This window comes from Christiangramia aestuarii (assembly GCF_009735585.1).
GTDB classification, from domain to species: Bacteria; Bacteroidota; Bacteroidia; order Flavobacteriales; family Flavobacteriaceae; genus Christiangramia; species Christiangramia aestuarii.
Window position 1 is genome coordinate 314,746 of the sequence record NZ_VJVW01000003.1, and the last position, 12,870, is coordinate 327,615.

At 41.6% G+C, this 12,870-nt stretch carries 10 protein-coding genes; 6 read left to right on the forward strand and 4 right to left on the reverse strand.

The features are described from left to right. Positions 1-23: 23 nt before the first annotated feature. The gene (locus FLP08_RS09325) at positions 24-350 is read right to left on the reverse strand and encodes a hypothetical protein (protein WP_156276238.1); all 327 of its coding nucleotides are present in this window, start codon (positions 348-350) and stop codon (positions 24-26) included. A gap of 145 nt (positions 351-495) precedes the next feature. Further along, on the reverse strand, positions 496-1,341 hold the full coding sequence (locus FLP08_RS09330) for an OmpA/MotB family protein (RefSeq protein WP_156276240.1): 846 nt from the start codon (positions 1,339-1,341) through the stop codon (positions 496-498). A 430-nt stretch (positions 1,342-1,771) separates the two neighbouring features. Here FLP08_RS09330 and FLP08_RS09335 point away from each other — a divergent pair, with 430 nt between their 5' ends. Both FLP08_RS09335 and tamL read left to right on the forward strand, forming a co-directional pair. After that, on the forward strand, positions 1,772-6,772 hold the full coding sequence (locus FLP08_RS09335) for a translocation/assembly module TamB domain-containing protein (protein WP_156276242.1): 5,001 nt from the start codon (positions 1,772-1,774) through the stop codon (positions 6,770-6,772). Next, positions 6,762-9,098 (forward strand): translocation and assembly module lipoprotein TamL, encoded by a 2,337-nt coding sequence (gene tamL / locus FLP08_RS09340; RefSeq protein ID WP_156276244.1) that lies wholly within the window; start codon positions 6,762-6,764, stop codon positions 9,096-9,098. The genes FLP08_RS09335 and tamL overlap by 11 nt, the downstream gene beginning before the upstream one ends. On the opposite strand, the gene upp is transcribed toward tamL, so the two are convergent. After that, positions 9,095-9,754 (reverse strand): uracil phosphoribosyltransferase, encoded by a 660-nt coding sequence (upp, locus tag FLP08_RS09345; protein ID WP_156276246.1) that lies wholly within the window; start codon positions 9,752-9,754, stop codon positions 9,095-9,097. The genes tamL and upp overlap by 4 nt on opposite strands. Positions 9,755-9,955: 201 nt before the next feature. On the opposite strand from upp, the gene FLP08_RS09350 reads away from it, so the two are divergent. From FLP08_RS09350 to FLP08_RS09365, 4 genes are all read left to right on the forward strand, one after another. Next, positions 9,956-10,336, forward strand: a complete 381-nt coding sequence (locus tag FLP08_RS09350; RefSeq protein ID WP_156276248.1) for a VOC family protein — start codon at positions 9,956-9,958, stop codon at positions 10,334-10,336. A 3-nt stretch (positions 10,337-10,339) separates the two neighbouring features. Further along, entirely contained in the window at positions 10,340-10,708 is a 369-nt protein-coding gene (locus FLP08_RS09355) for a nuclear transport factor 2 family protein (RefSeq protein ID WP_156276250.1), read from the forward strand. A 53-nt stretch (positions 10,709-10,761) separates the two neighbouring features. Next, positions 10,762-11,403: a DinB family protein gene (locus FLP08_RS09360; protein ID WP_156276252.1), complete on the forward strand. Its 642-nt coding sequence runs from the start codon at positions 10,762-10,764 to the stop codon at positions 11,401-11,403. Positions 11,404-11,564: 161 nt separating this feature from the next. After that, positions 11,565-12,185, forward strand: coding sequence for a hypothetical protein (locus FLP08_RS09365; RefSeq protein WP_156276254.1), 621 nt, complete (start codon positions 11,565-11,567; stop codon positions 12,183-12,185). A 51-nt stretch (positions 12,186-12,236) separates the two neighbouring features. Here FLP08_RS09365 and FLP08_RS09370 read toward each other — a convergent pair whose 3' ends face one another. Then, positions 12,237-12,719 carry a ferritin-like domain-containing protein gene (locus tag FLP08_RS09370; RefSeq protein WP_156276256.1) on the reverse strand — a complete coding sequence of 161 codons (483 nt, stop codon included), beginning with the start codon at positions 12,717-12,719 and terminating at the stop codon, positions 12,237-12,239. Between the last annotated feature and the right edge of the window lie 151 nt (positions 12,720-12,870).

Consider the following 12,870-nt stretch of genomic DNA (forward strand, 5'->3'; position numbering starts at 1 on the left):
CTATAAAATAGCGGCTGTCTTTTTTAAATCTTTTCATCAAACCTGGGATGATCTGAAGATTTCTTGTGATCGGGTCTTGCTCCTTTTTGATTGTACTGCATATTTTCCTCGTCGACCAGTTCAGACTTTTTCCTTGGTTTAGATTCGTTACTTGCGGGCACATCCATTTCTACAGCTGTGAAATCTACCTCTCTTTTACGATCAAGGTCCTTGTCCTGTCCTTTATTCATACTGCGACCTTTTTCATTTAAAGCCTGTTTATCCTCACTGGTAACTTCAGGATTATAAGGTAAATCTTCAGAATTAGATCCTTTGGCTTCTTCATTCGGTCTGTTAACCTCCTTTTTCATAATCTGTTTTTTTAGTTTGAACAATAATTTAAATAATATTCAGGCAATTAATCTAAAGGCCGGGTTAAATTCCAGTTAAAGCCAAAAAACAAAAAAAGGGAAAGCAAATATGCCTTCCCTTTTTAAATATAGAGTATATAATATCTTAGTTCTTAGCTACAGCTGCATCACCTTCCAACATCGCGAAGAATTTATCCAGGTTAGGGATAATTACGATTCTGGTTCTACGGTTCTTAGCCATATTTTCCTTGTTGGTGTTCTCAACTAGTGGCTGGTAGCTACTTCTACCTGCAGCGATAAGTTTAGCCGGGTCTACATCATATTTGTCCTGTAATAGTCTTACGATAGAAGTTGCTCTTCTAACACTAAGATCCCAGTTATCTTTAAGGTAAGAATCTTTTACCATGGTACGATCATCGGTATGACCCTCGATCATAACTTCCATTGCTGGTTCGCTATTGATAACTTCAGCAAGTTTTTTCAGTAATGGCTGAGCTTCTTTAGTTACTCTGTAGCTTCCGCTTCCAAATAAAAGCTTGTCTGAAACATTGATCATTACCACAGTTTCATCAACGCTAATGTCGATATCATCTTCATCTGCCCCTTCAGAAATGTTTTGCTTCAGGTTGTAAGATACCGCAAGGTTGATAGAATCTTCTAAAGTTTCAGCGCCTTTAACCTTCTCAGGATCCATTTTTGCGATGGTGCTACGCATTTTAGCTTTGGTGTTCTTAGACATCACCGTTAGGTCGTTCATTTCCATCATACCCTCGTTCTCTGTTCTCAGGGAATTGATCTTAGCATTATAATCGGCAACACGCTGCTCGATAAGAGCGTATTTCTCTTCGATCTCTTCTTTTTCAACGCGGGTTTTCTGTAATGTACTCTTGGTATCGTTAAGTTCACCTTCAAGGGCAACGTATTTCTTTTTAGAAACACAAGAAGTAAGCATACTTGCTGCCAGTACCGTTACAGTTATTACTCTTTTCATAGATTGATTTTTAATTGTTTTTGCTTAATTATTTAGTTTGACTAATCGCAATATGAAGTACTATTATAATGCCATATGCTGAAAATGATAACTTTCTTAAACTCCTGAATAGTTTCTTGAATATGTCAAAAATACCTGCAAACCCTTTGTTTATCAGTATTCTGAAGTGCAGGCGCTATGGCTCAGAAATGCCTGAAAATAACAATTCATACATTTTTTATCCCTTGGTATTAAAAGCTTGAAAACTGTGGAATTTGCTCGATTATGTGTAAAATATCTCCACACTTTTCAGGTAAAATTTCTCTTTAAACCCAGTAAAAACAAGCTCTAAAAGGCCAGTATTTAACACAAGTTTATAAGAAATTGATTTAGTGAGGTTTCGCAAAACGGCTCTTAAACGATAACTTTGAGAAATCCTAAATCCTGCTAATTGTCAGATAAGAAAAAAAAGCTAATTAAGGTCCTGAAAATCCTGGGGAAGATCTTCCTGGGTATTTTGATTTTAATTCTGCTGCTCATCTTATTTGTACGCAGTCCCTGGGGGCAGAATATCATCAAGGATAAGTTGATAAGCTCGATCGAAGATAAAACCGGGGCCGAGATAAGTCTCGATAAACTCTTTATACAATTTGACGGGGATATACAGTTAGATGATCTCCTTATTTTAGACCTGCAGGGTGATACGATCGCCTATGCCGGCAGCCTTAGGGCAAATATTCCGTTATTGCCTCTTATTAAGGGAAACAGCTTTAGTCTGGATGAATTGGAGGCAAATAAACTCACCGCTAGAGTTATCCGAAAAGATTCTGTAAGTGGTTTTAACTACGAATTTCTTCTCGAGCCTTATGCAGTCGACACTACCCAGACTCAGTCGACCGATACCACAAGTGCCCCGATGTCTATTAATATTGGGAATATAGACCTTAAAGATTTCGATATTGCCTATAGAGACGATGTTAGCGGGATAGATACCAAAGTTAAGTTTCAAAGCCTGCAGCTGGAGTTCTCTAAGACCGATCTACAGCAAATGGTATTCAGGGCAGATAAAGTCCAACTTTCAAAGGCAGATATTAATTACGTACAAACCAGGCCTTTTCCGGAATCTGATTCTGAACCGCCTCCCTTGCCAATATTGAGCGTAGAAGACTTCGAGTTAAACGAGGTTAATTTAAAATATGATTCCCAGCCGGATTCCCTTTCTTCAGAAGTTGCCTTAAATGAGTTCAGCCTAAAAAATGGAGACTTCGACCTCAAGAACAACGAAATTAAAACCAATGCCTTACGCTTTGCCGATTCCCGGGTAAGCCTTCAGCTGAGACAAACGGCGACAGATACAAACCAGGTTTCCGGTCAAACTTCAGAGTTCCAGTGGCCAGACTGGAAATTAAAGCTTGGAGAGATAGACATTGATAACAACCAGGTTCAGTATTCCCTGAATGAAGCTAAGGTGAAAAAAGGCGAATTTGATCCCAATGCTATAAGCCTGGACAGCCTGGTCTTTAGATCTCCCGGCATCTCTTATGAAAATAAGAAGGCCGAGGTAGAAATTGAACAATTCCGGTTCAAGGAAGGCTCTGGTATAAACCTGAACGAATTCAAGATCGCAGCCAGTATTAGCGATACTATATTTAACATAGACGGCCTGGATATTGGCTTAAATTCTAATATCCTGCAGGGAAGTTTTACCGCAAATTATGGTAGCCTGGCTCGATTTATCAATCAGCCGGAAAAAGCCGACCTTAACCTTGATCTAAATAATCTTAGACTGGATGTCAATGAAATATTCAGGTTTCAACCCTCATTAAAACAAAATGATTATCTCAGGTCACTGGCCGCCAGCCCGGTTTTGGGTAATATTAAAGCAAATGGAAATCTTGATATTCTTAATATTAACCCGGTAAATATCAACTGGAATAATACCCGAATTTCAGGAAGGGGACAGATCATGAACCTGCAGGATCCTGATAACCTGATCTTTGACCTGCCAAATGTTTCCCTCAGGTCAAGCCGTAGTGACCTTGTTAAATTCGTAAAGGAAGAAGATTTGGGATTAAAGCTCCCCGAAAATATCGCCTTCGAGGGAAGTATAAAAGGAACTCCAAGCAACATACAGACTAATTCGGTGCTCACAACTTCTGAAGGCAGTTTAAAGCTGGATGGGAAGTTCAACATGGGGGACAGGATCGTTTTTGATGCCAAGGTTCAGGGAGACAGTATCGCCCTGGGTAACCTGCTTCAAAATGAGGCCCTGGGGAAAATTCAGCTGAAAGTAACAGCCTCAGGTAGCGGTAATTCACTGGAAGATCTTGATGCCAAACTTGAATCTGAAATAGGGTCTTTTACCTACAATGGTTATGAGTTCAGAAAAATTGAGATCAACGGCGAGCTGGAAAAAGGCAAAGGCCCTATCAGCCTTAATTACAAAGATGAGAATTTGAACCTGGATGCACAGACACGGGTAGAATTAGATTCAGTTTCTCCAAGAATAGATTATAAGGTTAACCTGGAAGGCGCAGATCTCGAGGCGCTGGGCATCACCCAGCGAAGCATTAAAACCGGTTTTAAGCTCGATGGCTGGTACAAAGGGAATTCTACGGCATATGAGCTGGAAGCAAAGATCATAGATGGAGTTTCTGTTTATAATAACGAAACCTACCTGTTAGGCAGTTTCGATGCGAAAGCCTATGTACGCGAGGATACCACTTCGGTAAGCGTAAATAACCGCATACTTGAACTTGATCTTAGGTCTAATGCCAGCCCGGGCGATTTTACCGCGGCCATAGACCGGCATTTCAGGAGATATATTTCTGAAGATTTCCAGGAAGACAGTATTAACAATCCGGTGAACCTTAACCTGGATGTTCAGATCAATGAGTCACCCATACTAAATGAAGTGTTCCTGGTAAACCTGGAAGAACTGGATACCGTGAATATCAATATAGATTTTAGGGAAAAGGAGCGAAGCCTGGATGCTTCGGTATCCATTCCCTACATAAACTATTACAGTAGCCAGGTAGACAGTCTTAGACTGGAAATGCGTTCAGACCCAAATGACCTGAAGTTCGACCTGGCTTTCAATGAGCTTAATTCCGGGCCGCTGGCCATCAAAAAGACAATTCTTACGGGGGAAGTTGTAGATCGTAAACTGGCGCTGGACTTTTCATCCATTTATGAGCAGGAACAACTGGTTCACGTTAATTCTGTTCTTAACTTCCAGGGGGATACCCTAAAGTTTCATATAAACCCGCAGGAGCTTATTCTTAACCGGAAACAGTGGGATATCGACAGTGGCAATCAAATTAGCTTCGCTACAGAATATCTGGATTTTGAAAATTTCAGGTTGTTCAGGAACGACCAGGAAATGCAATTGAGCAATGATAAACCAGGAATTGAAAAGGAACATCTAAGCTTGGATTTCAGGAATTTTAAACTCGCGGCCCTTCTTAATTATTTGAACCCGGAAAATGAACTCGCTACCGGGCAGCTGAATGGAAATGTAGTTTACGAGGAACCTTTTGGAGAGACAGGTTTGCTCGCAGATATGGAGATAAACCAGTTTAAGGTGATGGGCGTTGACCTGAATACCCTGAGCCTGGAAGGGAATTCCTCCGGTTTTAGTGAATACGATTTTAATATGGCCATTAAGGGAGGAGAAGTAGACCTTGATCTTCAGGGCACCTATACCGCAGCAGACCCTTCGGCAAAAATAGACATGAACCTTGACCTTAACAAGGTTCAAATGAGCGCGCTTGAAGGATTTTCCCAGGGTGAGATCAAGAACGGCAGTGGTTCCTTTTCTGGTAATATCAGTCTGGACGGGACGATTCTGGAGCCACAATATGATGGCAGGCTTGATTTCAACCAGGCAAAATTCAATATAGCGGTGCTTAACGCTGCCTTTATTCTTCCAGATGAAAGTCTTCGACTGGATAATGACGGAGTATATTTCAGCAATTTTAATATACAGGATACCAATAAGAATTCGGTAGTATTGAATGGCGAGGTCTCTACAAAAAACCTGTTGAATCCAGGTTTTGACCTCAAGGTGAACGCAGAAGATTTCAGACTGTTGAATTCAACAAAGGAGGATAACGACCTTTTTTACGGAACTGCGGTAATAGATGTGGACGCCAGTATAAAAGGAGACCTGAACCTTCCCGAGATCGATATGAACCTGGATATTAAGGAGAGTACCAATTTCACCTATGTGATCCCCGAAACCGAATTACAGATCAAGGAAAGAGATGGAGTAGTGATCTTTGTAAATAAAGAAGACCCGTACGCCATCCTGTCTGAAACCGAGGAGGAATCTTACGTGATCTCTGGTTATGATATATTTTCCAGGCTCACGGTAGACGAAGGAGCCACTTTTAACGTCATCCTTAATCCGGAAACCGGCGACAAGTTCCAGGTCCAGGGCGAAGGGGATCTTATTTTTAATATGTACCCTAACGGGCGTACTGCTCTAACCGGAATCTATGATATCAATGACGGTTTCTACGAAGTAAGCCTGTATAACCTGGTAAAACGCAGGTTCGATATAGCCGATGGCAGCCGTGTTTCCTGGGCTGGAGATCCATTGGATGCGCAGCTGGACGTAAGGGCCATCTACAGGGTAGAAACTTCGGCCTCATCTCTTATGGCCACAAGTTTATCTGCTACAGATCCGCAAATTACCCAGAGATATCGCCAGGAATTACCATTTTTGGTTTATCTGAAAGTAGAAGGTGACCTGATGGAGCCTAAGATCACTTTCAATCTCGATATGCCTCAGGATGCTCAGGGAGCTGTTGGCGGGCAGGTATTTGGCAGGGTGCAACAATTGAACAACCAGGAAGCTGAACTCAATAAGCAGGTATTTTCACTGCTTGTGCTCAATCGTTTCTTCCCGGATTCGGGGAGCGATGGCAGCCAGGGTGGAACTCTTTCCGTAGCCCGGGACAATCTTAATTCAGCATTGTCTGACCAGTTGAACATGCTGTCCAGCAAAATACTCGGAGAGAGCGGCGTGAAGCTGAATTTTGAATTGGATAGTTTTACCGATTACCAGGGTAAGAATCCCGAAGACAGGACCCAGCTAGGCATCAGCGCCCAGAAAGCCTTTATGGAAGATAGGTTGATCGTAGAAGTTGGGAGCGAAGTAGATATCCAGGGAGGTAACCAGGAAGGGCAGGAGACCAGCCCGGTGATAGGGAATGTGAGCATCTCATATTTACTGGATAGGAGCGGGGTGTGGCGTTTGAAGGGATTCAGTAAAAGCCAGTATGAGAACGTGATAGACGGGCAGCTGGTGGTGAGCGGGATCGCCCTGATATTTACCAAGGAATTCAATAAATTCAAGAATATGTTCGAAAAGGCGGTAATGGAAAAGGTGGGCAAGGAAAAAGAGAACAAATCTGAAAAGCAAGAAAGTTCTGAAAATGAGAATTAGTTTTAAAAATACAGCCGCTATTTTGATTCTTTTTGGCTTTATTCAGGCCTGTAGCGTGAGGAAGTTCATTCCCGAAGATGAGTTTCTTTATACCGGGGCAGAACTCAGCATAGAATCAGATACCAGCATTACCGAAAAAGGCAAGGTAAAAAATGAACTTACCGAAGTTCTTAGACCCGAACCCAATTCTAAATTCCTGGGCGGTTACCCCGGCCTTTATTTTTATTATAAGGCCCAGCGGGAGAAACCCGGTTTTATCAATAAATTCCTGAACAAGAAGATAGGGGAGGAGCCGGTCTATTTATCTGATGTAGACCTTGCCAATACAGAAGACCTGCTAATTAACCGACTGGAAAATCGTGGTTTTTTCTATAGCCGGGCCAGTTCTGAAACTGAAAAGGACGAAGATGCAAAAACCGGTCGTGCTTTATACGAACTAAATGTTCCTGCTCCCTATAAGATGGAGACCTATCAGTTGGAATCAGATTCCCTGCTGGTTTACCAGGAGATACAGGATAATCTGGAAAAAAGCCTATTGAAAAAAGGGGGGCGTTTTGATCTTCCGAAACTTAAGAATGAACGTGAACGTATAGACCAGCATCTAAAGAAAGCGGGATATTATAACTTCAATCCCGGTTTCCTGATCTTCGAGGCCGACACGAATCAATACGATCAAAAAAGGTTCGATCTATATCTAAGGCTTAAGAAGGATGTTCCACCAAAATCTGTGATCCCTTACCAGATCTCTAATGTAAATGTCTATCCTAATTACAACGTAGATGAAGATTCCCTCAAGCGTGGGTACGACCGTTATAATGAGAAGAATTATTTGCAGGAAGATATATTCTTTAAACCTAAATACCTGGATCCCTATATCCTAATTGAGACCGGTGATAAATACGACCCGGTTAAGTCCAGGAATACCAGCAGAAGACTAGGGACCATAGGAGTGTATAAATTCGTGAATATAAGGTACGATGAAATTGACACCCTGGCTACCGATAGCCTGGGACTTCTGGAAGCAAACATATTCCTTTCTCCGTTAAAGAAAAGGGCTATCCGGGCAGAACTGCAGGCCCTTACCAAGTCTAACAGTTTCGCCGGTCCGCACCTTGCACTTACCTTTACCAACCGTAACCTCTTTAAAGGCGGAGAAACTTTCAATACCTCTTTGAATGTAGGCTATGAATTTCAGTTCGGGAATGGGAATACCCCCGGCAGGAATTCCGTGCAATTAGGCCTGGACAATGACCTTATAATTCCGCGGCTTATATTCCCGGTAAAGATCAACAACAATTTTTTTAAATATGATATTCCTAAGACCAAGATCAGCCTGGGCGCAGATTATCTAAGGCGAAGCCAGTTATTCACGCTCGCTTCGGCGAATACCTCCTTTGGTTATTTCTGGAATGCTAATCGTTATGTGACCCACGAATTCAATCCTATTAGCCTTAATTATGTGAGGCTTACAGATGTTACCGAAGAATTCCAGGATATCCTTAATGATAATCCTTTCCTGGAAAGCAGTTTTGACCAGGAATTCATTGCCGGGTTAACTTATTCCTTTATCTACAACGGTCTTATAGATACTCAAAAGCAGCATGCTTTTTTCCTTAACGCCAATTTTGACATGGCTGGGAACACCATGAGCCTTTTTGGCAAGGAGGCCGCAGATGGTAACAAGGAAGTGCTAGGCCTCGAATATGCCCAATATGCCAAACTGGATATAGACCTAAGGTATCACTTAAGGATGCCCAAGGAGCAGGTGATCGCCACCCGGCTTTTTGCCGGTTATGGTCATCCTTACGGGAATTCAGAAGTTATGCCCTTTAGTAAGCAATATTTTTCCGGTGGACCATACAGCGTGAGGGCTTTCAGGACCAGGTCTCTTGGGCCCGGAACTTTTGATCCTAATGCTGAAAACCTCCTGTCCGATGTAAATGATGATCCAGATAATCCAGACGATAATGATATAGGATATCGAGACCAAACCGGGAATATTCGCCTCGAGGCCAATGCCGAATACAGGTTTCCCATAGTAACCTATTTGAACGGAGCTTTCTTTGTGGATGCGGGGAACGTTTGGACTTCAGATGCCAATCCTGAAACCACCAATGTCTCCGGAAGTACAGGTAAATTCGGTTCAGATTTTATGAATGAACTTGGGATAGGTATTGGTACCGGCCTTAGGGTAGATATCCAAAGTTTTGTAATTAGGTTCGATCTGGCCTTCCCGATGCACGATCCACGGGAGCCTAAAGGGGAACGCTGGGTTTACGATTTTGGAAACCCGATCTTCAATTTCGCGATAGGATATCCTTTTTAATGCTGAAGCTTATTGCCGTAACAAAGATCACCGGCATCTCCAAGGCCTGGAACTATATAACCATTATTATCCAGTTCATGGTCTATGGTCGCTATCCAGAGTTTGGAATCTTCAGGAAATTCAGATTTTAAATATTCCACCCCTTCGTCTGAACCAATTACTGACACCAAGTGGATCTTTGCTGGTTTACCCATAGGCTCGAGTGCCTTAAGCACATTGGCAAAGGATCTTCCTGTGGCCAGCATGGGATCTGCCAGTACAAGAGTTTTTCCTTCCAGGGAAGGTGAGGCCAGGTACTCTACCAAAATCTCGAATTTCTCATCGTTATCGGGATGATGTCGGTATGCTGAAATAAAAGAATTTTCAGCATCATCAAAATAGTTCAGAATTCCCTGGTGCAATGGCAGCCCGGCACGCAGGATAGAGCATATTACCAGCTCATCCTTTGGCAGGTTAATTTCTGCCTTACCCAGAGGAGTATTTACCTCCTTGGCTTCGTAATGAAGTTCCTTGCTCAGTTCGTATGCCATTATCTCACCAAGCCTTTCGATATTCCTGCGAAACCGCATACGGTCTGCCTGTATGCCGGTATCTCTCAATTGAGAAATGAATTTGCTGGCGATAGAGTTGGTCTTAAGGATTTCCTGAACCTTCATTTTGAACTGGGTTTAATATTTGAGTTTTCAAATTTAAGGTTTTCCAAAGAGAATATGGCAACTGCAAATAAACCCTAAAATACTTTACTGAGATTCAGGTTCTTGTATTAGAATGCTAAAAAACTGCTGCCTGAATCTTATTTCTAAATAATTTAAAATAAAAATGTAAATTTATGTGGTAACATTCTTAAAATCAGTTCTATGGTTAGTAATTGTGATGCTTTCTCCTCTTTCTCCACAAATGATATGAACAAAGCCAAGGAATTCTACGGGGAAGTACTTGGACTAAAATATAATGAGAACCGCCTGGGACTGTTGGAATTGGACCCCGAACACTGTTCTGTACTAATCTACCCAAAAGAAGATCATATGCCGGCAGATTTTACAGTATTGAACTTCTATGTAACAGATATTGAAAAACAGGTAGAAGAACTGAGCCAGAAAGGGGTAGAATTCGAAAAATATGATGGCAAGATAAAAACCAATGAAAAGGGTATACATCGGGGGATAGATACCCCCGCCATTGCCTGGTTCAAGGATCCTGCCGGTAATATTTTATCGCTTATTGAACAAAAGAACTGAGTGATGAAAGAAAGAGATAAGTTGATCAAAAAACTGAACGAAGCCTTTGCGAATTGCGATGTGGAGTTCCTTGCCAAAAGCGTTACCGACGATATCGTCTGGAAGATCATTGGTGAAAAAGATATTTCTGGTAAGAAAGAATTCGAGAAATCCCTTGATCGTATGAAACATGGCGGACCTACCGAGATCAAGGTGAAAGATATCATCAATGCCGGTGAAAAATCGGTGGTGGAGGGCATCGTGGAATTCTATGTGGAACCCGGAAAGAAAAAGAAATATGCCTTTTGCGATGTATATATTTTTTCAGAAAAGGATGACTCCAAATTCAGGGAACTGCGCACTTACGTGACACAGTTGAAAAAGAAAGCTTAGCGACTGGCTGAATTTTTAATAATACTGAAGTTTAAAATTTTTAATTTATAGATATGAAAATTCTAATCACTTTTTTAAGCCTGGCCTTTTTTAGTTCAGATTATGTCTGTAAAAAAGATGCCGGTAAAAACTTGGATCCCTGGTACGGGATTGAGTTAATGGCAATGGAAAGCCCCGACATTTATGAATATCTGGAGGAAACAAAAGAATCTCTGGAAATGAGCGTGGAAGATCTTTCTGAAGAGCAAATGCAATTTAAACCAGATGATGATAGCTGGTCTATAGCAGAGATCGTTGAGCACATCGTCATTGTAGAGGGCGCCCTTGAAGGAATGCTAAAAGGAAAGATAGAAAGCGGGGAGACCCCGGACCAAAAAGCAGAAGTAAAAATGACCGATGATCAGGTACTGGGATTGATAACCGATCGTAGTTCGAAAATACAGACCCAGGACCAGTTCGTGCCTTCTGGAAAATTTATGAGTGCAGATGAGGCACTTAGTGAATTCAATGATCACCGGAAAGAGATGACGAACTGGTTGAAAAGTACAGACGTGGATATGCGTAATTATGTGAATGAATTTCCTTTTGGAAAGATAGATGCCTATCAAACCTTATTGTTTATGGTAGGTCATACCGAAAGACATACCGCGCAAATCGAAGAGGTGAAATCCAATCCCGATTTTCCGGAAGAATAGCAGTTAGCAAAAAATTTATGACCGGGTTGCTCATTTAGAGTTCCCGGTTTTTTTTTTGCCTTACCTCCTGAAATACAGGATAACTAACACCGGGATTGACGAACTTTAATATTTTGGCTGTATTTTTGATATATTGATAGTCTAAACTTCAATCAACAACAATGAAGATCAAATTACTCTTTCTAGGGATGTTCGGCATAAGCCTGGCTGCATCTGCCCAGGTTGAAATTCCGCGGACCACAAATACAGGTCCTATCATCAGGGCTGAAGAATCTACTTCTAGCGGTTTCCCTATTCTTAAACGTGAGGAGGCCGAAACTGAGTCAAGGTTCTTAAAAGAAAAACCAAAACCCATAGACCTTCGCGAGAATCCGAACGGGCTTATGACCGAGGCAGATGTGATCAAGAAGAAATGGAGCAAAGATAACGAGATCAAAGAAGAGTACAGGAGAGACCAGAGCCTGGGAAGTGTGGTGACCCAAGGAAAATTCGTTGAAGTTTATTGCCGGGACCATCAGTATATAGATGGTGACAAGGTACAGATCTTTGTAAATGGTGCGCTTGTGGCTAGAAGTGTAAACCTTACCGCGGGCTACCAACCAATTTTAGTGACGCTTCAGGATGGTTTCAACAGCATTCAGTTCGTGGCATTGAACCAGGGTAGTTCAGGTCCTAATACTGCTGAATTAAGAGTATTGAGTGAGAAAGGGGATCAGCTGGCCAAAAAGGAATGGAACCTTCTTACCGGGGCAAAAGCGGAACTTATCGTGGTTAAAAATTAGATCAGAAAAACAAATTAAGAGAAGAGCCAGTAAAACCCGGCTCTTTCTATTTTAAGCCTTAAGATCTTCCAGGATCTTGATCTGCCTAACGGTTCTTTTTATCTTGTCCCGGTGGCTCTCTAAAAGTGCCTTGATCTCGGGGCTAAGAATATTTTTTTCAAGCTTTTCTTCATATTCCTTTAAACTGGCCTTTTCGCCCCTTATACATTCCTCGAGGATTGCTTCGTCGTCTTTTTTACTCCAGGTACTTTTTACATCCATCCAAAAGCGGTGAATTGTTCCCAGGGCGCTTCCGGTATTTTTATCCTTAGGATGCTCATTTAGCATATGTATATGTTTGTCAAGTTCAGTAGCAAAATGATTGCGTTGCACAGCCTGTCCTTTTATAAAATTTCTTAGGTCAGGGTTGCTGGTATGCTCCAGCGCTTTTTTATAACCTTTCTCTGCATCATAATTCTTTTCCAAAAGGGTGGTAAGTATATGCACCAGGTTTTTATGGCTGGCCTCCCTGGCCGATTCTCGTGTAGTTCTCATAACAGTGAATTTTATTGATTTTTACCTATATAAATTTAAACCAAAAACGAAAATTCAACAGCTTGAAGTACAGTTTTTTATATGATGAAAATCATATTTCCAAGCATTTTTATACAACGATATTAGGTATAAGTACCCATTTCCTGAAGCC